The organism is Flexivirga endophytica, from assembly GCF_014640635.1.
GTDB lineage: Bacteria > Actinomycetota > Actinomycetes > Actinomycetales > Dermatophilaceae > Flexivirga > Flexivirga endophytica.
The window spans coordinates 394,086-416,464 of sequence record NZ_BMHI01000003.1 but is presented as its reverse complement, the minus strand read 5'-3'; the positions used below and the strand labels follow the sequence as shown (position 1 = coordinate 416,464).

19 protein-coding genes are annotated in these 22,379 nt (G+C 67.6%); 8 read left to right on the top strand and 11 right to left on the bottom strand.

Translation table 11 applies throughout. The features are described 5' to 3' along the window. Positions 1 to 11 precede the first annotated feature (11 nt). The gene (locus IEX71_RS10580; RefSeq protein WP_188836966.1) at positions 12 to 1,277 is read left to right on the top strand and encodes a hydroxyacid-oxoacid transhydrogenase; all 1,266 of its coding nucleotides are present in this window, start codon (positions 12 to 14) and stop codon (positions 1,275 to 1,277) included. 32 nt (positions 1,278 to 1,309) lie between these two features. Beyond that, complete coding sequence (locus IEX71_RS10575; protein WP_188836965.1) at positions 1,310 to 2,671, top strand: MFS transporter; 1,362 nt, start codon at positions 1,310 to 1,312, stop codon at positions 2,669 to 2,671. A gap of 6 nt (positions 2,672 to 2,677) precedes the next feature. Here IEX71_RS10575 and pdxR read toward each other — a convergent pair whose 3' ends face one another. Continuing rightward, positions 2,678 to 4,138 carry a MocR-like pyridoxine biosynthesis transcription factor PdxR gene (gene pdxR / locus IEX71_RS10570; protein WP_188836964.1) on the bottom strand — a complete coding sequence of 487 codons (1,461 nt, stop codon included), beginning with the start codon at positions 4,136 to 4,138 and terminating at the stop codon, positions 2,678 to 2,680. Positions 4,139 to 4,331: 193 nt separating this feature from the next. Here pdxR and IEX71_RS10565 point away from each other — a divergent pair, with 193 nt between their 5' ends. The 3 genes from IEX71_RS10565 to IEX71_RS10555 are packed head-to-tail and all read left to right on the top strand — an operon-like array spanning position 4,332 to position 7,824. Next, positions 4,332 to 5,696 carry an aspartate aminotransferase family protein gene (locus tag IEX71_RS10565; protein ID WP_188836963.1) on the top strand — a complete coding sequence of 455 codons (1,365 nt, stop codon included), beginning with the start codon at positions 4,332 to 4,334 and terminating at the stop codon, positions 5,694 to 5,696. Positions 5,697 to 5,722: 26 nt separating this feature from the next. Continuing rightward, on the top strand, positions 5,723 to 6,841 hold the full coding sequence (ald, locus tag IEX71_RS10560) for an alanine dehydrogenase (protein ID WP_188836962.1): 1,119 nt from the start codon (positions 5,723 to 5,725) through the stop codon (positions 6,839 to 6,841). Then, a complete protein-coding gene (locus tag IEX71_RS10555) occupies positions 6,838 to 7,824 on the top strand; it encodes a phosphotransacetylase (protein ID WP_188836961.1) in 987 nt (328 codons plus the stop codon). Before ald ends, IEX71_RS10555 begins: the two co-directional genes overlap by 4 nt. Before the next feature lie 36 nt (positions 7,825 to 7,860). On the opposite strand, the gene IEX71_RS10550 is transcribed toward IEX71_RS10555, so the two are convergent. The 5 genes from IEX71_RS10550 to IEX71_RS10530 form a co-directional block, all read right to left on the bottom strand. Then, positions 7,861 to 8,271, bottom strand: a complete 411-nt coding sequence (locus tag IEX71_RS10550; protein ID WP_188836960.1) for a type II toxin-antitoxin system VapC family toxin — start codon at positions 8,269 to 8,271, stop codon at positions 7,861 to 7,863. Next, the gene (locus IEX71_RS10545; protein WP_188836959.1) at positions 8,268 to 8,495 is read right to left on the bottom strand and encodes a FitA-like ribbon-helix-helix domain-containing protein; all 228 of its coding nucleotides are present in this window, start codon (positions 8,493 to 8,495) and stop codon (positions 8,268 to 8,270) included. Before IEX71_RS10545 ends, IEX71_RS10550 begins: the two co-directional genes overlap by 4 nt. Before the next feature lie 502 nt (positions 8,496 to 8,997). Next, positions 8,998 to 10,674 (bottom strand): cobaltochelatase CobT-related protein, encoded by a 1,677-nt coding sequence (locus IEX71_RS10540; protein WP_188836958.1) that lies wholly within the window; start codon positions 10,672 to 10,674, stop codon positions 8,998 to 9,000. 3 nt (positions 10,675 to 10,677) lie between these two features. Then, positions 10,678 to 11,652, bottom strand: a complete 975-nt coding sequence (locus IEX71_RS10535) for an AAA family ATPase (RefSeq protein ID WP_188836957.1) — start codon at positions 11,650 to 11,652, stop codon at positions 10,678 to 10,680. Beyond that, positions 11,649 to 12,482 (bottom strand): IclR family transcriptional regulator, encoded by an 834-nt coding sequence (locus IEX71_RS10530; RefSeq protein WP_188836956.1) that lies wholly within the window; start codon positions 12,480 to 12,482, stop codon positions 11,649 to 11,651. The genes IEX71_RS10535 and IEX71_RS10530 overlap by 4 nt, the downstream gene beginning before the upstream one ends. A gap of 184 nt (positions 12,483 to 12,666) precedes the next feature. On the opposite strand from IEX71_RS10530, the gene xsc reads away from it, so the two are divergent. Then, positions 12,667 to 14,508: a sulfoacetaldehyde acetyltransferase gene (xsc, locus tag IEX71_RS10525; RefSeq protein WP_188836955.1), complete on the top strand. Its 1,842-nt coding sequence runs from the start codon at positions 12,667 to 12,669 to the stop codon at positions 14,506 to 14,508. A gap of 253 nt (positions 14,509 to 14,761) precedes the next feature. After that, entirely contained in the window at positions 14,762 to 16,282 is a 1,521-nt protein-coding gene (locus tag IEX71_RS10520; RefSeq protein ID WP_229749638.1) for an amino acid permease, read from the top strand. 67 nt (positions 16,283 to 16,349) lie between these two features. Here the strand turns inward: IEX71_RS10520 and IEX71_RS10515 are convergent, their stop codons facing one another. Next, positions 16,350 to 17,150 carry a hypothetical protein gene (locus tag IEX71_RS10515; RefSeq protein ID WP_188836954.1) on the bottom strand — a complete coding sequence of 267 codons (801 nt, stop codon included), beginning with the start codon at positions 17,148 to 17,150 and terminating at the stop codon, positions 16,350 to 16,352. A gap of 1 nt (position 17,151) precedes the next feature. Continuing rightward, positions 17,152 to 17,787, bottom strand: coding sequence for a papain-like cysteine protease family protein (locus tag IEX71_RS10510; protein WP_188836953.1), 636 nt, complete (start codon positions 17,785 to 17,787; stop codon positions 17,152 to 17,154). 204 nt (positions 17,788 to 17,991) lie between these two features. Between IEX71_RS10510 and IEX71_RS10505 the strand changes: the two genes are divergently transcribed. Further along, positions 17,992 to 18,885 (top strand): hypothetical protein, encoded by an 894-nt coding sequence (locus IEX71_RS10505; protein ID WP_188836952.1) that lies wholly within the window; start codon positions 17,992 to 17,994, stop codon positions 18,883 to 18,885. Between the two features lie 140 nt (positions 18,886 to 19,025). Here IEX71_RS10505 and IEX71_RS10500 read toward each other — a convergent pair whose 3' ends face one another. The 3 genes from IEX71_RS10500 to IEX71_RS10490 form a co-directional block, all read right to left on the bottom strand. Continuing rightward, positions 19,026 to 20,768, bottom strand: coding sequence for an MDR family MFS transporter (locus tag IEX71_RS10500; RefSeq protein ID WP_229749637.1), 1,743 nt, complete (start codon positions 20,766 to 20,768; stop codon positions 19,026 to 19,028). Beyond that, complete coding sequence (locus IEX71_RS10495; protein ID WP_188836951.1) at positions 20,765 to 21,271, bottom strand: MarR family winged helix-turn-helix transcriptional regulator; 507 nt, start codon at positions 21,269 to 21,271, stop codon at positions 20,765 to 20,767. The genes IEX71_RS10500 and IEX71_RS10495 overlap by 4 nt, the downstream gene beginning before the upstream one ends. Before the next feature lie 192 nt (positions 21,272 to 21,463). Then, positions 21,464 to 22,351 carry a maleylpyruvate isomerase family mycothiol-dependent enzyme gene (locus tag IEX71_RS10490; RefSeq protein WP_188836950.1) on the bottom strand — a complete coding sequence of 296 codons (888 nt, stop codon included), beginning with the start codon at positions 22,349 to 22,351 and terminating at the stop codon, positions 21,464 to 21,466. Positions 22,352 to 22,379: the final 28 nt, after the last annotated feature.

The following is a 22,379-nucleotide window of genomic DNA, read 5'->3' as shown; positions in this document are numbered from 1 at the left end:
AAGGAGAATCGATGACCACCGAGAACGAATCCGTCTTCACCTGGGCCGCACCACCGCTGAAATTCGGCGTGGGCGCGCTCGCCGAGATCGGCGCGGAAGTCGGTGCACGAGGCGCCCGCTCGGTGCTGGTGCTCACCGATCCGGGAGTCGCCGAGTCCGGGGTGCCGGCACGGGTTGCCGAGTCGCTGCGCGCGGCCGGTCTGGCCACGACCGTCTACGACCAGGTGGGAGTGGAGCCGACCGACGAGTCGATCGGCGAGGCCATCGACTTCGCGCGGCAGGGTAACTACGACGCGTATGTCGCGGTCGGCGGCGGTTCGGCGATCGACACCGCCAAGGCGGTCAACCTGCTGACCACCCACGACGGTGAGCTGCTCGACTTCGTCACTCCGCCGATCGGCGGCGGTCGCCGGCCGACGAACGCCCTCAAACCGCTCATCGCGGTCCCGACCACGGCCGGCACGGGTTCGGAGTCGACCACGATCTGTGTCATAGACATGCTGCGCCTGCACCTCAAGGCCGGGATCAGCCATCCGGCGCTGCGGCCCCAACTGGCCATCGTCGACCCGACCACGACTCTGACGCTGCCAGCGGAAGTGACTGCCGCCAGCGGCATGGACGTGCTGTCCCACGCGCTGGAGAGTTACACCAGCGTGCCCTTCGACTCCAAACCCGCGCCGGACGACCCAATGACGCGACCCGCCTTCTGCGGCGCGAACCCGATCAGCGACGTCTGGTGCGAGATGGCGCTCAAACTGGTCGGCGCGAACCTGCGCCGTGCGGTCATGAACGGCCGCGACCTGCAGGCTCGGACCCAGATGGCACTGGCATCGACATACGCGGGAACGGGTTTCGGCAACGCCGGCACTCATCTGCCGCACGCGAACGCCTACCCGATCGCCGGTGCGGTCGAAGGCTACAAGGCGCCGGGCTACCCCGAGATGCCGATGGTCCCGCACGGTCAAGCGGTTTCGGTGACGGCACCGCACGTGTTCCGATGGACCTACCCCGGCGATCCGGAGCGGCACCTGCGGGCGGCGGAGTTGCTCAGCGGCCGCACCTTCACAAGTGCCGACGGTGCCGACGCGCTCGCCGGTGTGCTGCACGAGTTGATGAGTGACATCGGCATCCCGAGCACCCTCGGTGCCTTCGGGTATGACGAGAGCGACGTCGACACTCTGGTGGCCGGAGCGCTCAAGCAGACCCGACAGCTGTCGGTTGTTCCGCGGCCCGTGACCGCCGAAGCCCTCGGCGACATCTTCCGAGCAGCCCTCTGACACGACCGCACCAGGGACCTAGGAGGTCACCGATGTCGAACAGCCAAGAGGCGATCGACGCACCGACGTCGCGCCCGGACAAGAAGCAGATCCGGGCGGTACTCGCGTCGTGCGTGATGGGCACCACCGTGGAGTGGTACGACTTCTTCCTCTACGGCGTCGCCGCGGGGCTCATCTTCAACAAGCAGTTCTTCCCCGCGCACGATCCAGCGGTCAGCACGATGCTCGCCTTCGCGACCTTCGCGCTGGGGTTTGTGGCCAGACCGATCGGTGGGCTGGTCTTCGGGCACATCGGCGACAAGATGGGCCGCAAACGGACCCTGGTCATGACCATGCTGATCATGGGCGTCGCGACCTTCCTGATCGGGTGTCTGCCGACATACGACCAGGTTGGCATCCTCGCCCCCGCCATGCTGATCGTCCTGCGCCTGCTGCAGGGGGTCGCGGTCGGCGGCGAGTGGGGCGGCGCCGTCCTGATGTCGGTCGAATACGCGCCGTCCGGCAAGAAGGCGCTCTACGGCTCGACGCCACAAGCCGGCCTCGCCGTCGGCCTCGTGCTCGGCACGGGCGTCTTCGCCCTCGCCGGTGCCGTCATGAGCGACGGTGCATTCACCTCGTGGGGCTGGCGGATCACCTTCTGGCTGAGCCTGCTGCTCGTCCTAGTGGGGATGATCGTGCGGCTCAAGGTCATGGAGACACCTGCCTTCCGCGACCTCGAGCAGAGCGAGGGCAAGGCGAAGGTGCCCGCCAAAGAGTTGCTGTCTGATCCGATCAGCAGGCGAAACCTGTGGCTGGGTATGGGTGCTCGCTGGGTCGAGGGTGTCGCCTTCAACGCATGGGCGGTCTTCTCGATCACTTACGCGACCGACACCCTGGGCATGGAACGCCAGTCGGCACTCCTCGGCGTGATGGCGGGCGCTGTCGTGCTGCTGTTCCTCATCCCGGTCAGCGGGATGCTCGCCGACCGGGTCGGTATGCGCGAAACCTATGCAGTGGGAGCGGTGCTCGCGGCCATCGCGCCGATCGTGGTCTTTCCGATGCTGCACACCGGCAACGCCCTCGTCTTCGGGTTCGGCATCGTGCTGGCGCTCGGGGTCCTGTACCCGCTCATGTACGGCCCCGAGGGCGCGTTCTTCGCAACGCTCTTCCCGGTGCACGTCCGTTACACCGGCATCTCCGCGGTCTACCAGGTGTCGGGCATCTTCGCCTCAGGTCTCACACCGATGATCCTGACGTGGCTGCTCGACCGCGCCGATGGCGGGACAAGCCTGTTGATCGGCTATTTCGTGGTCACCGGAGTGGTTTCCGCCGTGTGCGCCCTGTGCATCCGATCGACGCCGGTACCCCGGCGGGCAAGCGGCAGAACGGCGACCAAGACCGCTTCCGTCGTATGACGCGGCTCAGTGGCTCAAGTCTTGACAGACAGCCGCGAGGGCGTGCACTCCGGGTGTGATGGCCCGGGTTGGTATGGCGCCGTAGCCGAGTCGGAAGTGCCTGCGCGCCAACGCATCCGAGGTCTGGAAGTAGACGTCGCCGCGTTCGACGAGCACTCCCGCTTCGCGGGCCCGGACCGTCAGCTCCGCAGCGTCGAACCCCTCCGGGCCGGACAGCCACAGGCTGACCCCGCCCGGAGGGAACGGCCCGGTCTCGAAGGGCAGCTCGCGGCCCACTGCTTCGGTGATGGTGCTCCAGCGTTGCTGCAGGCGTTCGCGGTGGCGTCGCAGCGCCCGGTGGTAGTCGCCGCTGGTGATGAACAACGCCATCGCGCGCTGCAACTGCCCTGGGGGATGGCGCAGTTCATAGCGTCTCACCTCGGCGAGTTCACGCACGAGATCCCGGTGGGCGACCAGGTAGCCGAGTCGCAGCCCAGGGGACAGGAACTTCGAGAAGGTGCCGAGATAGACGACGTCCCCGGTCGGGTCGAGCGCCTTCAGTGCCGGGCTGGGCTGGCCCCGATAACGGAACTCGGAGTCGTAGTCGTCCTCGACGAGCACGCTGCGCGCATGCCCGGCGCGCTGCACGAAACGCAGCCGGCGCTCCATCGAAAGCGTCACGTTGGTCGGAGCCTGATGGCTGGGTGTGACGTAGAGCAGGTCGATGCCGCGGAAGTCCTCCGGTGGGATCGCCCCGTCCGCGTCGACGGCCATTGGCCGCAGCGTCGCGCCGGTGCGGGTGAAGATGTGCCGGGCATCCAGATATCCCGGATCTTCCATTGCCACAACGCTTTTGCCGCCGAGCAGCACTCGCCCGAGCAGGTCGAGGCCGTGCTGCGACCCGACAGTGATGAGGATCTCGTCGGTGTCCGCCTCGATACCTCGGGTGGGCAGCAGCTGACGGCGGATCGCGTCGACCAGCATCGGGTCGTCGACGCCGAGACTGTCCTGCAGGGACGGGAAGACGTGCGGGTGGTAGAGCGATTCCCGCAACGCCCGCTGCCAGGCACGGACCGGGAAGCTGCGCACATCGGTCTGGCCGGCGAGGAAGGGGTAGGGGTACGACGCCCAGTCGGCGACCTTCTCGATGTGCGGCAGATCGGCGTCGGCGAATGTCCTCGTTCGCCGTGGCCAGTCGATCCCCGAGGCACGGTGCGCACCTGCCGCCAGTGCCGACTGCACCTCGGGATTGACGAACAGACCCTTGCGGACCCGACTGACGACGATCCCTGCGGCGATCAGCTCCTCATAGGCAAGCTTGATCGTGTTGCGCGACACTCCGAGCTCCGTCGCGAGGGCGCGCGAACTCGGCAGCGCTTCATCTGCGTCGAAAAGCCCTGTGGTGACCGCATTTTCGAGAGCGCGACGAACCTGTCGATAAAGGGGCTCGGCGCTGTCGCGGTCGAGCTGGAGCAGGGTCAGCGCCAACGTCTCATCTCCTTGCGTCGTCGCGCGGCATCAATCAATCAAACCAACAAGGCAGCTGCCCGTGGGTCGAATCGATCCAAATCATTGTCACGATCTGGGCCCATCAATCACCACTCCACTGGACCTTCTAAGGCCCAGTCGGCTGTCCCATCGTGGTTGGTGCAATCACCTACCGCGTCCTTGGGAGGCCCTCATGTCTGACACCCGCGCACTCGCCCAGCGCCACTTGTTCCCGCACTTCACCCGTGGGCAGGCATGGAAGGACCAGGGCCTGCCGATCATCGAGCGCGGCGAGGGCTGTTATCTGTATGACGACACCGGGCGCCGCTTCCTGGACGGACTCGCCGGCCTGTTCTGCGTCAACATCGGTCACGGGCGTAGCGACATACCGGCCGCCGCCGCCAAGCAGATGGAGAAGCTCGCCTACTGGACCAACTGGTCGGCGGCGCACCCGATGGCTGCCGACGCGGCCGCGACGATCGCCCGCCGGGCGCCCGGCGACCTGGACACGGTGTTCTTCGTCAACTCCGGCTCCGAGGCCGTCGAGTCTGCAGTGAAGTTCGCGCGGCAGTACTGGCGCAGTCAGGGCCAGCCGGAGCGCACCAAGATCCTCTCTCGCGACATGGCCTACCACGGCACCACGCTGGGTGCACTCGCCGTGACCGCCATTCCGAAGTACAAGGAGCCGTTCGGGCCGCTGATGCCGGGGGTCCGGCACTTCCCGAACACCCTCGGTGAGCACGTACCCGAGGGCGGCACCGCGGCCGACCTGCCGTCGCTGCAGGCACTGGTCGACATCATCGAGGAGGAGGGCCCGCAGACCATCGCGGCGATCTTCGCTGAGCCCGTGCAGAACTCGCGTGGCGCGCTCGTGCCGCCGGAGGGCTACTGGCCGGAGCTGCGCGCGATCGCCGACCGCTACGGCATCCTGCTGGTCGCCGACGAGGTCATCTGCGCCTACGGCCGGCTCGGTGAGTGGTTCGGGTCCGCCAAGTATGACGTCGTCCCCGACCTGATCACCTTCGCCAAGGGTTCGACCTCCGGCTACGCCCCGCTCGGCGGGGTGCTCATCCGGCAGCCGCTCGCCGCAGCGCTGCTGGAGTCCCCGAGCGCCGGGATGTTCACCCACGGCGCGACCTGGGGCGGCCACCCGGTGTCTACCGCGGTCGCGCTGACCAACCTCGGGGCGCTGGCCGAGGAGCAGGTGCTGGAGAACGTCCGCGCCAACGAGCCCTACTTCCAGCAGGAGCTGGACCGTCTCGTCGATGCCCACCCGACACTCGGCGAATGGCGTGGCACCGGCTACTTCTACGCACTCGAGCTGACCGGCGACAGCGGGAGCGGCCGGGAGCTCACCGCCGAGGAGGGCGGCGCGCTGGTGCGCGAGGTCATGCCGAAGGCGATGCGTGACGTCGGGCTCATCACCCGTCCCGACGACCGCGGCGCGACGATGCTGATGCTCTCGCCGCCGCTGATCGCCGACCGCGAGGTCCTCGACGACCTCTTCCGCTGTGTCGACGCGGTGCTCACTGCGACCGACGACTACATCCGTCCCTGACCCGCCATACGAAAGCGAGACAACCCATGCGCATCAGCGTTCCTGCAGAGGTCAAGAACCACGAATACCGCGTTGCTGCAACACCTTCCGGTGTCCACGAACTCGTCCAGCACGGACACGAAGTCTTCGTCGAGCAGGGTGCCGGACTCGGCTCGTCCATCACCGACGCTGAGTACGTCGCCGCCGGCGCGCGGATCGCGCCGACCGCCGAGGAGACCTGGGCGGTCGCGGAGATGGTGCTGAAGGTCAAGGAGCCCATCGAGTCCGAATACGGCTTCCTCCGCAAGGACCTCACTCTCTTCACCTACCTGCACCTGGCGGCGTCCGGCCCGTGCACCGACGCGCTGCTGTCCTCCGGCGCCACCGGGATCGCCTACGAGACAGTCCAATTGTCGAACGGCGCACTCCCGCTGCTCTACCCGATGAGCGAGGTGGCAGGCTGCCTCGCCCCGCAGGAGGGCGCACACCACCTGATGAAGGCGCAGGGCGGCCGCGGTGTTCTGCTCGGCGGCGTCTCGGGCGTGCGGCCGGCCAAGGTCGTCGTCCTCGGTGCCGGTGTCTCCGGGATGAACGCAATCGCGATGGTCGTGGGCATGTGGGCGGACGTGACGGTCTTCGACACCAACGTCGACAAGCTGCGTGCGCTCGACCGCCGGTATGACGGCCGGGTCAAAACCGTTGTCGCCAACGCCTACGAGATCGAGAAGGCGGTCACCGACGCCGACCTCGTCATCGGTGCGGTCCTCGTCGCCGGGGCGAAGGCGCCCAAGCTGGTCACCAACGACATGGTCAGCCGGATGCAGCCGGGGAGTGTCCTGGTCGACATCGCGATCGACCAGGGCGGCTGCTTCGAGGACTCGCGTCCGACGACCCACGCGGAGCCGACCTTCACGGTGCACAACTCGATCTTCTACTGCGTCGCGAACATGCCTGGGGCCGTTGCGAACACGTCCACCTACGCCCTGACCAACGTGACGTTGCCGTATGCCGTCGCACTGGCCGACAAGGGCTGGCAGCAGGCACTGCGCGACGACGCCGCTCTGGCCGGCGGCCTAAACACCTTCGAGGGGCACATCACCAGTGAGCCGGTCGCCACCGCGCACGGCCTCGACTGCACTCCGATCGACGAGGTTCTCGGCCGATGACCGAGCCGCTCTCGAGCGGATGGGTGCAGCGCCTGATTGATCAGCGCGCTGCACCCACCGCTGTCGTGCTCACCGAGGGCGAGGACCAACGAGTGCGGCAAGCTGCCTCGCAACTCACCGACCTCGGAGTGCGGCCGATCCTGGTCGGGCGCTGGCGAGCTGACCTGTCCCGCGAGGTCGAGTGTCGCTCGGTCCACGAGCTGCACACGGCCACGGTCGCCACGCGGCTGGACACACTCGCAGCGCGCAAGGAGTGGTCGGCCGAAAAGCGTCAGGAGGCCGGCGCGGATCCGCTGCTGGTGGCGGCCTGTTCGGTGGGTTCGGGCGAGGCCGACGCAGCGGTCGCGGGCGCGGTGAGTCCGTCCGGAGACGTCATCCGGGCGGCGCTGCGCGGTATCGGTCTGGCGCCCGGCACCGCGCTGCTGTCCAGTTGCTTCCTGCTCGAGCTCGGCACCGGAGTGCCGGTCGCCTTCGCGGACTGCGCAGTGGTGCCGGAGCCGGACTCGGAGGGGCTCGCCGACATCGCCCTCAGCACAGCTCGCACTTTCGGCGCCCTCGCCGACCGCGAACCGGTGGTCGCGATGCTCTCCTTCAGCACCGGGGGTAGTGCTGATCACCCGACAGTGCGGCTGGTGCGGGAGGCGACAGCTCTTGCGCTGCAACGAGATCCGTCATTGCGCATCGACGGTGAGCTGCAGTTCGACGCGGCCTTCATCCCGTCGGTCGCCGCCAGCAAGGCGCCGGACTCCACAGTCGCCGGCGAAGGGAATGTCTTCGTCTTCCCGAACCTGGCAGCCGGGAACATCGGCTACAAGATCGCCGAACGCATCGGCAACGCATCGGCATACGGGCCGATCCTGCAAGGTCTGCGCGCCCCCATGAATGACCTGTCGCGAGGTTGCTCGACACAGGACGTCGTCAACGTGTCGCTGATCAGCGCGCTCCAAGCGGCCGGCGCGGATCGGACGGCCGTCGTCGGCTGACCGGGACAGCTCGGGTGATCGGTCAGTCGCTGAACGTCATACCCACGGGTCGAGGCAAGGCACACCGAGGGGTTCGAAGTGTTTGGTGTTCCGGGTCACGACGGTCATCTGCGCGGACTCGGCGACGGCGGCGATCAGGGCGTCGTCAAGCGGTGCGTGCTCTGGAACCCGATAGGCGGCGAGGACCCGGGCCGCCGGAAGGTCGAATGGCAGCACTCGGTCGGCGAACGTGGGCAGCACGTTCTCGTCGAACCAGCGACGCAGGACAGCACCTTGCCCGGTGGCGGATCGCTCTTTGGCAATCACGCCCCGCTCGATCTCCGCGATGGTGAATGCCGAGACGAACTGGTCACCGACGGGAACCGACGACGCCCACACCTCGACCGACAGGTTGCGCCCTCGGACCCGGAGCGCGGACACGACATTGGTGTCCAAGAGGTACTTCACAGTTGCGCTGAGCGAGTCGTCAGGCCCAGCCGTTCGGGTTCGAACTCGATATCGGCACCTTCGTCGGTGCCCAGGAGGTCAACGATGGTGATGGGCTCGCCCTCCAGCGCCCTGGTGAGTACGTCACGCGCCTCCGCCTCGAGCGACCGGTGACGCTGCTTGGCACGTGCGCGAAGCGCCGCCTTCGTCCCTGCGGGAAGATTGCGGATCAGGATTTGTTCCATTACGACCACCTCCGATATCACACTAACGATATCATTGTTCTGGCGACGGCTTTGGCCGGTGGGCGGCAGGTGCTCGCCCTCGGCAACCGGCTGTCGCCTCTGCCGTTCTCACCACCGATTCGGTGAGCGGCTACCCGACTGGGACGCCCGAGTCCCCACCGAACCAGCCATCGCCGGAGCCCTGCACGATCTGGTTGCGACCCAACATTCGTCGGCCTGCCATTGGCTTCGGCCATCTACTCGCTGATCGTTGCCCGGTCGTGGCAGCCAGGTTGGGCCAGCATTGTTTCGACCGCTGTCTCGATGCTCGCCGCGCTCGACAGCCGAGCACTCCACCAGTCGTGAAGACAGCGCATCGCGCAAGCCTTCCGCCAAGCGCGGCACAGGCGAGGCCTGTCCGGTTGGCGTTACCACTGTGGGAAGGTCGCAGATCAGGTGCCTGACGCTTGTGGCGCTCACAGATGGGCCATCCTCGTGGCGTCGCAGCGTCGGTGCGGTGACCTCAGAGCCCGGTGACCAGATCCAGCGCCGCGTGCACCGTGTCGCGGCTGAGCCGGTCTCCGTAGATCACCGATCGGCTGCGCCGATAGAAGGCACTCAGATCGGCGTCGATCCCCAACGCCGACAACTCGATCCGGCCGCCGCGCTCGATGGAGTCGGCGACCGCGGCCAGGTGCCGGTCGAGGTATGCCGGTCCCTCGGCATCGCGGGTGGCGGTCGACATCGGGCCACCGTCGGAGATGACCAACAGGATGCGTCGCCGGGCGTCCTGTTGCAGCGCGAGCCCGGCCGCCCATTCCAGCGCTTCGCCGTCGATGCCCTCGGCATACAGATCCGGGCGCAGCAACGCGGGCAGGCCACGCCGGGCCGCGCGCCACGCACTGCCCGGCCGGGCGAACGTCAGGTGGTGCGTGCCGCCCAATCTGCCTGGATTTGCTGGTGATCCGGCATTGCGCCACTCCGTCACGGCACGCCCGCCGTGCCAGTCCACCGTGCTGAACCCGAGAACGCCGACGGATATGCCGGCCAGGTCCAAACCCTGCCCGAGCAGGTCGCAGAGAGCCGCAGTGGCCGCGCTGTGCCGGCGCATCGAACCGGAGCAGTCCAGCAGGATCGTCACCGCGGCGTCACAGTGCGGTCGCGTCGCAGGCAGACGGAAGAGGCCCGTGGGGTCCTGCCGTGCAACGAACTCGCCAAGGCGTGCCGGGTCCACCAGTCCCTCATCGGCACCGGCCGACCAGCCGTCGTCGATGCGAGTGCTGAGGCGCGCGGCTGCGATCCGGGCGACCCGGCCGGCCGGGAACGGTCGTGACGTCTGCTCGAGCGCGAGCCGCCAGCGGTCCAACTGCTCGGGCCGGCCGAGCGCAGCACCCTCAGACTTCTTGTCGTATGCCGTTGTGAACACGCCATATTCATCATGTATGGCGTCAGGACCGACCACTCCGACGGTGTCGCCATCGGCCGGATCGTCGCCGTCGGAGCCCGGCGGCACGGTCGGCACGAACCCGGCCTCCCGCAGGGTGGCACGTTCGGCGGCGCTGCGTTCTTCCGGAAAACGGTCGGCGACGACCAGCGCGATCTGGAGCGCCGCCTCCGCGAAGGCTGCCTGGTCGGCGGCGCACCGGGACAGTGTCCGCAGCGGTCGGCCGATGGCTTCTGCGAGCCCGAATCGGGTGGCCTCGATGATGTCCTCGAGGTCCTCCGCGATCGGTGTCGCTGTCAGCCGTGAACGCAGCACGACGCCGATGGTCAGTAGGTGCAGCCCGAGCTCGGTCTCCGTCGCGCCGGTCTGCCCTGCGGAGTCCACCCAACGGTCGAACAATCTGGTCAGATTGCGGCGTGTCCCGGGAAGTGTTGTGGGCACGAGGGATTCGCAGCGGAGCTGCTCGGCGGCCTCGAACACGACGCGTGCGATCTCGGGTTCGGGCATCAGCCTCGCGTGCAGTGTCGGGTCGCTCTGCCGCAGCCGGGCACCGACCGCGTCCGCGACGCCGGAGGAAGTCGCGGCGTCGGTCAGATCGGCGGTCACGACGTGCGCGGCACTGACCGGCCGTGCGCCGCGCTCGGTCAGTAGCACCTCGCCCCGTCGGACGAGCCCGACGCCGCCCAGCGCGCGCGCTGCGGCTGCCGAACGCTCGGCGAGCGCGACCGCCGGTGCAACGTCCTGATCCGAAGCCATGGGCTATGCGGTCGCCGGCAACGCGATGTCGAGATCCGCGTCGAAGCAACGCTGGAAGAACTCCGCCACCAGCGGCTTCTCGTCGTCGGCGCACTTGTTGGTGAAGGCCAGTCGCAGCGAACGCGCGACATCGTCGAAGATGGCGATGTTCTCCGCCCAGCTGATCACCGTCCGTGGCGACATCAGCGTCGACAGGTCGCCCGCGGCGAAGGCTCGGCGGGTGAGGGCGGCGAACTCGACCATCGCGGCGACCAGCTCGGGACGCGTCCGCAGATCGGCCACTCGTCCGAGGACGATGTCCGATTCGCGTTGTGCGGGAAGGTAATTGAGCGTCGCAACCACCGACCACCGGTCCAGCTGGGCGTGGTTGAGCCGTTGCACGCCGTGGTAGAGGCCGCTGGTGTTGCCCAGGCCGACGGTGTTGGCCGTGCCGAAGAGGCGGAAGTCGTCGTGCGGGTGCAGCACGCGGTTCTGGTCCAGCAGGGTCAGGCTGCCCTCCTGCTCGAGGACTCGTTGTAGGACGAACATGACGTCGGGTCGGCCGGCGTCATACTCGTCCAACAGCAGTGCGACGGGTCGCTGCAAGGCCCAGGGCAGGATGCCTTCGGCGAACTCGGTGACCTGCACACCGTCGCGGACCACCACCGTGTCGCGCCCGACGAAATCGAGCCGCGACAGATGCCCGTCCAGGTTGACCCGCACGCACGGCCAGCCGAGCCGGGCCGCCACCTGCTCGACGTGGGTGGACTTGCCCGTGCCGTGCAGTCCCTGCAGCAGCACCCGCCGGTTGTGCGCGAACCCGGACAGGATCGCGAGGGTCACGTCCGGGTCGAAGACGTATGCCGGATCGACCGTGGGCACGTGCTCGGCGAGGTCGTCCGGTGGGGTGCCCACCGGGACGCGCATGGTCGTCTCGATGCCGAAAAGCTCTCGTACCGCGGCGGAGCGGAGCGGGGGAGAAATTCGTGGGGTGATCATCGGTTGCCCTCCTGCTCGATGTCGGCGAGTGCCGCGGCCGCGCGGTGCAGCGCGGGGAGCAGCTTCGTCGCGGATGATTTGTCGATCCGCAGGACCGGCGCCTGGGTGGCCACGCACAGGTTCGAGCGCTCGCCGTCGCCGGGAACGAGTACTGCGATGCAGACCAGACCCGGCAGGTATTCCTCATCGTCGATGGCATAGCCCTGCTCGGCGATCGTGTCGAGCTCGACGTCCAACTTCTCCAGCGAGGTGATCGTGTGCGAGGTGAATCGCTGTAGCGGCGCATGCTCGAGCAGTCGGTGACGCTGCTTGGTGCTCAACTGGGCGAGCACCCGTTTGCCACTCGCCGACGCGTGCATCGGCACGCGTGACCCCGGTCCGAGCTGCACGCGTAGCGGTTCGTCGGTCTCGACCCGATCCAGGTAGACGACCTGGTCGCCGGACAGCGCGGTGATGTTGCACGTCTCGCCGGTCTCCGCGGCGAGGTTGCGCAGCACGGCATGCCGAGCTCCGAACTGCACGGTGTTGAGCATCAGGGTCTCCGCGAAGCTGCGCAGCCGGGCGCCCGTGCCGTAGTGCCGTCCGTCGGCCTGGCGTACCAGTAGGTCCGCGCCCTCCAGCTGCTGCAGCATCCGGTGCAGTGTCGGCTTGGGCAGGCCGGTCTCCTCGACCAGACCCTGCAACGTGACGAAGTGGTCCTTGCCGCCGATCAGTTCGATGAGCGCGAAGAGACGGAGTGCCGGCGTCTCGCCGTTCAATGGGTCGCTCAACAGATTTCCGGGCGAGTTCTGGGGCAGCTCGCGACGTCCGGACTGCGCTGGGGAACTCATGGGGGCGCCTTTCAGAGCGGTCAACGTTTCATAAAACGGTACTGAATGACCAAGAAAACGAGATTTCCTTGACAGTACCCGAGGCGCCGCTTACCGTCCAACGTGTTCAATTATTTCGACCTCGGCGTTCCGTTTTCTGAGACAACGACTGTTCGAGGCCCCCTGAGTCGAAGGAGCGGAGCAGATGACCGATCTCGCTGAGAGCGTCGAATCGAAGGCGCTGGAATCGCAAGTAGCCGGACGATCGGACGAATCGGCCGGCGTGCAACGGATGACACCGTCCGAGGCGTTCGTGGAGACGATGGCCGCCAACGGCGTGGACACGATCTTCGGCATCATGGGCTCGGCCTTCATGGATGCCATGGACATCTTCGCGCCGGCCGGCATACGACTCGTCCCTGTCGTCCACGAGCAGGGCGCGGCGCACATGGCCGACGGGTTCTCCCGGGCCAGCGGCCGGCACGGTGTCTGCATCGGCCAGAACGGCCCTGGCATCAGCAACTGCGTGACCGCGATCGCGGCCGCCTTCTGGGCACACAGCCCGGTCGTCATCGTGACGCCGGAGACCGGCTCGATGGGTCTGGGCCTGGGTGGCTTCCAGGAGGCCAACCAGCTGCCGATGTTCCAGGAGTTCACGAAGTACCAGGGGCACGTCAACAACCCGAAGCGGATGGCGGAGTTCACCGCCCGCTGCTTCGACCGCGCCCACTCCGAGCTCGGCCCGACCCAGCTGAACATCCCGCGCGACTTCTTCTACGGCGAGCTGGAGTGCGAGATCCCGCAGCCGCAGGTGCTGGACCGCGGGCCCGGCGGGACCAAGTCGCTCGACGAGGCCGCCGAACTCCTGGCCACCGCGAAGTTCCCGGTCATCGTCTCCGGCGGTGGCGTTGTCATGGCCGACGGTGTCGAGGAGTGCAAGGCGCTCGCCGAGCGGCTCGGCGCACCCGTGGTCAACTCCTACCAGCACAACGACTCGTTCCCGGCGAGTCACCCGCAGTGGTGCGGTCCGCTGGGCTACCAGGGTTCGAAGGCCGCGATGAAGCTGATCAGCGAGGCGGACGTCGTGCTCGCGCTCGGCACCCGCCTGGGGCCGTTCGGCACGCTGCCGCAGCACGGCATGGACTACTGGCCCAAGGACGCCAAGATCATTCAGGTCGACGCCGACCACAAGATGCTCGGACTGGTCAAGAAGATCTCGGTGGGCATCTGCGGCGACGCCAAGGAGTCGGCCGCAGCGCTGACCGACCGGCTGCGCGACCGCACGCTGGCCTGCGACGTTAGCCGCGACGAGCGTGCCGAGCGGATAGCCGGCGAGAAGGCGGCCTGGGAGGCCGAACTCGACGAGTGGACTCACGAGCGGGACGACTACAGCCTCGACATGATCGCGGAGGCCGACGGCGAGGACGGCAACTGGCTGCACCCGCGCCAGGTGCTGCGCGAGCTGGAGAAGGCGATGCCCGAGCACGTCATGGTGTCCACCGACATCGGCAACATCAACTCGGTTGCCCACTCCTACCTGCGTTTCGAGGAGCCGCGCTCGTTCTTCGCGCCGATGAGCTTCGGCAACTGCGGCTACGCGCTGCCGACCATCATCGGTGCCAAGGCCGCTGCGATGGACCGGCCCGCGATCTCGTATGCCGGTGACGGGGCGTGGTCGATGAGCATGACCGAGATCATGACGGCCGTCCGCCACCACATCCCCGTCACCTCGGTGGTGTTCCACAACCGCCAGTGGGGTGCGGAGAAGAAGAACCAGGTCGACTTCTACAACCGGCGGTTCGTCGCTGGTGAGCTGGACAACCCCAGCTTCGCCGAGGTCGCACGGTCGATGGGAGCCGAGGGCGTCACCGTCGACAAGCTGGAGGACGTCGGACCGGCCCTGCAGGCGGCGGTCAAGGCACAGATGGAGGACGGCGTCACCACCGTCATCGAGATCATGTGCACCCGCGAGCTGGGCGACCCGTTCCGGCGGGATGCACTCGCCAAGCCGGTCCGCCTGCTCAAGAAGTACCAGGACTACGTATGAGACCACGCGTGAGCTGAGCTCGCCATACCGACAAGGGCCGAGGGCCGACCGGAGACCCGGTCGGTTCTTGGCCCTTGCCATTTGTGCCTGGTTGTGCATGGCTGGTACCACGAGTGTGCACGGGTGTGGTACTGCTCACACACCCAAGTTGCCCGGTTCAATGGCGGAATCGAAATTCACACTGTGACAACGATATTCGGCCGCAAGCGAGCGACTCAGCTCACTTCGGCGGCGCGGATGGAGGCAGCAGCACATGAGTGAGACCTTGGAGACAACCGCCGAGAGCGGGCTCGGCAAAGGCTTGAAGCAACGCCATATGAACCTCATCGCCCTCGGTGGCGTGATCGGAGCCGGACTCTTCGTCGGCAGCGGTGTCGTCATTGACGACGCAGGACCGGCGGCGGTGATCTCCTTCCTCATCGCGGGGTTCATCACCGTCCTGATCATGCGCATGCTCGCCGAGATGGCGGTCAACCGGCCGGCGCTCGGCTCGTTCTACGTCTACGCGCGTGAATCGCTGGGCCGCAGAGGAGGATTCGCGGTCGGCTGGATGTACTGGTACTTCTTCGTCATCGTCGTGGCGGTCGAGGCGGTGGCGGGCGGGCGGATCCTGCAACTGTGGGTGCCCAGCGTGCCCCTGTGGGTCCTCAGCCTCGGACTGATGCTGCTGCTGACCGGCACCAACATGGTCAGCGCCCGGTCGTACGGCGAGTTCGAGTACTGGTTCTCGTCGATCAAGGTGGTCGCGATCCTGCTCTTCCTCGCTGCGGGCATCCTGTGGCTCACCGGACTCTGGCCGGACTCGACGCCGGGTCTCGGCAACCTCGTGGACCACGGTGGGTTCGCCCCGATGGGCTGGGGCGCGGTCATCGCCGCGGTCGTGCCCTGCGTCGCCTTCTACACCGGTGCCGAGATCGTCACCATCGCGGCCGCCGAGTCCGAACGCCCGGCCGAGGCCATCGCCAAGGCGATGCGCTCGATCATCGTCCGGGTGGTCACGTTCTACGTCGGTTCGATCTTCGTGGTCGTCAGCGTCCAGGTGTGGAACGGCAAGAACGTCAGCGTCAGCCCGTATGCGTCGGTCCTGTCGGTGCTGAACGTGCCCGGCGTCGAGACGATCATGAACCTCATCGTCCTCACCGCGGTCCTGAGCTGCCTGAACTCCGCGCTCTACACCTCGTCGCGGATGCTGTTCGCCCTCACCCGGCACAACGACGCACCGATGGCGTTCACCAAGCTCTCCAAGAGCGGTGTGCCCCGGCGGGCGATCGTCGCCGGCACACTGGTCGGGTATGTCTCGGTCATCGCGGCATACCTCTCGCCGGACGCCGTCTTCAGCTTCCTGGTCAACTCGTACGGCGCGGTCGCGCTGTTCGTCTACCTGGCGATAGCGATCTCCCAGGTGGTCCTGCGGCGCCGGCTCGAGGCCGAGCTGCCCGATGGCCCGCTCCTGAAGATGTGGCTCTTCCCGTGGCTCAGCTACCTGACGATCGCCCTGATGGCGGGAGTCATCCTTGCCATGGCGTTCATGGGCAAGACCCAGAACGAGTTCTGGATGAGCATGTTGACCCTTGGCATCATCCTGGCGGTCTACGAGTGGTGGCAGCGTCGCCACCCCATGGTCGGCGAGAAGCGTCCGGTGCCCGGCCCCGGTCCGACCGAGCGTCCCGCCCCGGCCTTCGCGATCGTCGATGTCCCGGACAAGCCCGTCGGTGCCCGTGATCGGGCGCGCAAGGTGCGGGCCTACGCCGAGACCCGTCGCCGCGAGGACTGACCGGCGGTCTCCCACAGAGGGGCTCGGTGCGTATGCCGCACCGGGCCCCTCTGTCTTGTCCGACCGGTCAGGCGCGGCGCCGGAGCTTCAGGCCGAGCCCTGCGGCACCCGCGACCAGCACACCCGCGGCCGCGAAACCGACTCCGCCACTGGACATCCCGCGGTGCGTGTCCGCCCCCGGCGCGGTGGCTGAAGCGCTGAAGCCACCCGCCGTTCCACGCTTCGCGTAGGCGCTGCCCGCCTGCTTGTCGGCATACCTGGCGTGCACGACCTGCTGGTACGCGCCGACCGAGACCGGCGCCGAGCCGACGACCTGCTTCGCCGCGGCGTTCAGCGGCTTGACCCGGTCGGCCGTCACGGCATACCAGGCGTTGACCTGCGGCTCGACGAGCAGTGAACCGCCGTGTGCGGCGGCGGCCATCCGGGCCTCGGTGTTGCCCGAGGCGACGTTCACCGCCTGCCACTTCCCGGTCTTGTCGGGCACGGTGAAGAGTGTCATCGCGCCGGTACCTGTCGAGGCGGATGTTGCGACATACCAAAGCTGTCCGACGGTTTCGGACTGTCCGCGCACGAAGCTCGCGGACAGTGCGTAGACCGGCGTGCCGCTGGTTCCGATCTTCGCCGGAGTGCGGGGCACCGCGGTGTGCCGGCGCGTGGCGGCGTCACGGGTCGCCGTCCTCAACAGCGCGCGGGCACCGGGGGTGTCCGCCGCCGACACCGCTGCCCGCTCCTGCAGTGCCGAGAGGTTTCGCAGGTCGTGCTGGTCGGCGGCGAACGCAGTCGGTGCGGCCACTGCGGCTCCGGCCACGACGGCACCGGTTATGAGAGTTCCCAGTGCGATTCGCCGGGCGAAGTGCTTGCGGGTCATGTCAGGCTCCGATCCCGTAGAGCGTGTGGGTCCAGGTGAACTGCGGGTTGGAGCGATACCAGTTGTACGTCGACACGTTGAACCGCGAGTCCGATGGCCACGGGTCGTAGTACTGGACCTGGCTGTTGCTCATGTCATAGCCGGTCAACACCATCATGTGGCCGCCACCGGAGGTCCATCCGATGCGCGTCATGATCGGTTCGTTGTTGCTGATCTGGTCGACCACCGTGCTGTAGCTGACCGTTCCGCTGATGTAGCTCCCCGGGTTGATCCCGATCGTCGAGAAGGCCCGCTGGTCGTTGCCGAGAGTGGCCTGGTCATTGGGGCAGGTCGTGTTGGTCGGTCGCCCGAAAGCCATGTCGCAGAACTGATTCTGCGAGTAGCTGTAGCCGAAGTAGTCCGCCACGCTGTTGCCGGTCGCGGCCCAGCACCAGTTGGACTGCTCCTGCGCCTGGCCGTAGATGTAGAGGTAGTAGTTCGACGGCGCGGTCGCCATCCGCGTCACGTTGTGGGTGGTCGCGATGTGGCCGGCGACCGGGACATCGGCGGCCTGTGCCGGGCCGGCCACGGCAATACCGGCTGTCGCCACGGCGATCGCGGTGGCTGCCAGCCGCCGTGCTCTGGGTGTTCGTCGCATCGAGGTGCACCTCCAGTGCCTTGAATCAGAAATAGCGCAGTGCGAATGTGCGGGATCGTTCGCCCATCGGCGCGATCGCGCAATACCGTTGTGCCAGTGACGGATTGCTCGGCGTGAACGGAGCGGGACCACGGTGTGTGACGACATCTCGATCTTGACGAAACCTTGACCCGGCCGATGTGAACGTTTACATAGAGTGCTCAGGTGAGCAGCAACGGCGGTGACGACGGCCGCCTGAAGTTCAGCGACGCGCTCCGGACCGCGATCCGAGAGCGTGGCCTGTCGCTCTCCCGGTTGCGAGTGCACTTGGCGGACAAGGGTTTCGACGTCGGCACCGCGACCCTGAGCACTTGGCAGAGCGGAGCGCGCGTGCCGCGGGACGGCTCGGTCGGTGTCCTGGAAGCACTGGAGGAGGTCCTCGACGTGCCGTCCGGCTGGCTGGTCGAGCGGCTGGAGCCGGCGCGGCTGTCCGCCGTCCGTCCGCGTCGCCCGTTCGCCGTCGTCGACGAATCCGACGCACTGGCCCGGCTGCTCGGGACTCTCGACGGGGCAGCGCACGGACAATTGCGCACGACCGGTGTCGCGGAGGAGGTCGTCCTGTCCGCGACGGGCGGGCTGGCCGTCAAGCACGTGGTGCAAGCCGTGCAGGCGGTGCGGTCGGCGGATCGACTGGTGATCGTGCACCAGACCGAACCGGACGGCGACATCGCCGCGGTGTCGCCGGAGGCGATCGGTGGCTGCCGGGTCGGCCGGGTCGCCCGGGACCGAGAGCGCGGTCTGCTCGTCGCCGAACTGTTGGTCGACCGGCGGCTTGCCGTCGACGAGACCGCCGTGCTGCGGTATGACGTGCACGATCGCGCCACCCACCCGATGACCGAATACTTCCGGTTCCACGAGTGGCCGGTCACCCATCACTCGCTCGAGGTCCGCTTCGACCCGGCGGCGCTGCCGGTCCGGGTGATGGAGTTCGCGCGCAAGACCTCGGGTTCGCCGGACATCGTGCGCCGCGAGATCACCCTGTCCCAGGACCGGCGCGCACAGGTCGTCGTGCCCGCGGCCGAGCCCGGCATCGTCGGGATCGACTGGCAGTGGGGCTGATCCGGTCGGTATGACGAGAGGCGTCCCGGAAGGGAAACGCCCCGAAAGGTCGAATACCCGCCGGTATCGCGAAATACCAGCGGGTACTTGACCTTTCGGGGCGAGTTGCCAGGCGACGCCTGGCGTCATACGCCTGCGGCTCAGTCTGCGTTGTGCCGCGGCGGCAACGACTCGTCCACACCTTCGGCGGGCTCGTCGCCCGTGGCTTCGTGTCGCGCCGGCCCACCTGCGGTCACCCCGACCGGCTGCGGCGCTGCAGCGCCCGCGCTGGCCTCCGACGCCGCTGCGGCGCTGGCGGACTGGGCGCGCAACTCCACCGGCGGCATGAGCAGCAGCACCAGGAAGCCGATGAACATCACGATGGCCGCGCACAGGAAGATCAGGTCCATCGAGTCGGCGAAGCCGACCTTGAACGGGTGGGCGATCTTCGGATCCACGTGCGCCAGGATGTTGGAGTCGTCCTGCACCTGCCCGGCGACCTTGCCCAGCAGCTTCTGGTTGGCCGGTGACGCCAGCGCCGGGTCGGCCTTGACCGCCTCGCCCAGGGCGTCCTTGATCTTGTCGCCGACCGTGCTGAACAGGATCGACAGGAAGATCGCGACGCCCAGCGTGCCACCGGTCTGCCGGAAGAAGGTCGCGGCAGCAGTGGCCACGCCGATCTCGCGCGGCGGCACGGCGTTCTGCACGATGAGCGTGAGTGGCTGCATGCAGTTGCCGAGGCCGAAACCGGTGACGAACATGAAGACCATCACGATCGCGAGGTTGGTGTCGGCCGTCACGGTCAGCCACAGCAGCAGCAGGCCGATGGTGGCCAGTGCGGTGCCGAGGATCGGGAACCCGCGGATCCGACCGGTCTTGGCGGTGATCAGACCGGAGATGATCGCGGCCAGCATCAACCCGCCGACCATCGGCAGCATCATCAGCCCCGATGTCATCGGCGAGGCCCCGTGCACGATCTGCATGTAGAGCGGCAGGACGGTGATGCCACCGAACATGCCGATGCCGACGATCACGCTGGCGACGATCGTCACCGACGCCGCACGCAGCCGGAAGATGCGCAGCGGGATGAGGGCGTCGTCGCCCATCTTGTGCTCGATCCAGACGAACGCCGCGATGCCGATGACGGTGATCGCGAAGCAGGTGAGCGACGTGGCCGAGCTCCAGCCCCACCCGCGACCCTGCTCGGCTACGGTCAGCAACGGCACCAGGGCGACGACGAGCGCGGCGGCGCCCCACCAGTCGATGCGCGCCTCGCGCCGTACGTGCGGCAGGTGCAACGTCGCCGACACCACGAAGAACGCGACGATGCCGATCGGCACGTTGACCAGGAAGACCCATCGCCAGCCGGTGACTCCGAGGAAGGAGTTCGTCTCGGCGAGGAAACCGCCCACGACCGGGCCCAGCACCGACGAGGTGCCGAAGGTCGCCATGAAGTAGCCGGTGTACTTGGCTCGCTCGCGCGGCGGCACCAGGTCACCGATGATCGCCAACACCAGCGTCATCAGACCGCCGGCGCCGATGCCCTGGAACGCGCGGAACGCAGCGAGTTCGTACATCGAGGTGGCGAAGGAACACATCGCCGAGCCGAGGATGAAGACGCCGATGGCGAAGATGAACAGCTTCTTGCGGCCGTAGAGGTCGCCGAGCTTGCCGTAGATCGGCGTCGTGATCGTCGAGGTGATCAGGTATGCGGTCGTGACCCATGCCTGCACCGACAGACCGTGCAGGTCGTCGGCGATCGTGCGGATCGCGGTGCTGACGATCGTCTGGTCGAGCGCGGCGAGGAACATGCCGAGCAGCAGACCGGTGAGGATCGTCAGGATCTGCCGGTGGGTGTATACACCGTCCGTGGGTGCCGAAGCGGTCGCCTTGGGCGTACTCACGCAGTGTCCTTTCGAGGAGTGGGTGGAAATTCGGGGAAGTCGGCGCCCTGGGCGCGGGCGCGGTCGATCTCGGCGGTGAGATCTCCGATGAACGCATGCAGGTGGCGGGTGAAGTCACGTGCCTGCTCGTCATCCCAGTCAGCGAGGATCTGCTGGAACCAGCGCCCGCGACCGTCCTGCAGGCGCTGCACGAGGGAGGTGCCCTCATCGGTCAGTGCGACCCGCTGTGCTCGCCCGTCGTCGGGGTCGGAGACCTTGGCGACCAGCTCGTGGCAGACGAGATTGCTCACCTGACGACTGACCGTCGAGACGTCGGAGTGCACCAGGTCGGCCAGTGCCGAGACGCGTGCCGGGCCGTGCCGCAGCGCGAAGAGGACCGGGTATGACGACGGCTCGAGCCCTGGGTGCACCCGCGGTGAGTGATGGCGGATCGCTTCGATCTTCTTCACCAGTTGGATGAGCTCGGTGGACAGCTCCATCGCAACGGCGTGCTCGATGGGCATGGAGGTTTCCTGGACGGTGGAGGGAGCTATGGGTGCCGGATGCGGCCAGTGGCCCGCCCGGGCTGTGCCGATGTGGCGCAGACAACTTGCTTGCGGCATACAACTATATGCATCGAAGGCCGATGTATCAAATTGCCAGCAACGGTCGTCCCTTCGGGACCCGAGGACGCGGTCCGGCAGCATCCGGGGTGGTCAGGGAGTAATGGCCAGCACGTCCAGCACCCGTGCTGCGATGTCCTCGTCGCCCTCGACCGCGTAGCGCAGGTCCGCGGTCGGGACGCGGCCCGCGCCCCGGCGGGTGAGCGCCTCGGTGGTGAGCCGGATGGTCGTCATCGAGCCGGGCGGCACGACGATGATTTCGCCTGTGCTGTCGTCGGTCTCGTCGACGTGGGCCTGGCCGGAGAAGAGCGCTTCGGCCTGCAGCGAGCCGTCCGAAGTCCGGGTGATGCGCACGCCCTCCCGGGCCAGCACGGGACCCGTGCACTCGATGATCACCGACGTGCCGGGCTCGAGTCCGGCACGGGCGGCGCGCCGCGGGAAGGCGTTCAGCACCGCCGTCACGAAGGCCGCAGCCGCGGCGGAGTCCAGGTTGCCGGGCCGGTCCAGTGCCTCGCGCAGGTCCTGCTCATGGCACCAGATGTCGATGATCCGCCGCGGCAACTGAGCGCCGATGGTGCCTGTGCCACCCACCAGTGCGGGCATCGGGCTGTCAAGGGTGAGCTCCGGATCGCGCAGCGCGCGAACCCGTCGGGGCAGCACGTGAGCCAACTCCTGGACGACCTCGTGGCCGGTGCGCGGGCGACGGGTCTGCACCGCCCGCTCCATGAAACGCCCGGTGTCGTGCCGGATCCACGGATGATCGGGAACGTCCGCGTCGTCCTCCGGCCCGCCGGCCAACGGCGCCTCGACGCCGGCCACGTGCGAGATCTGATCCTTCACAGTCCAACCCGGGCACTGGGTCGGCAGGTCGAAATCGTCCGGGCGGCAGGTCATTCCGAGCTCGAGCACCGCCTGGGTCGTTCCGGCGTAGGCCGTGACCATCTCGTCGAGACCTTCAGGCGGGAGCGGTTGCGTCGGCATACCCCGAGGGTAATGGCTATGTCCGTGC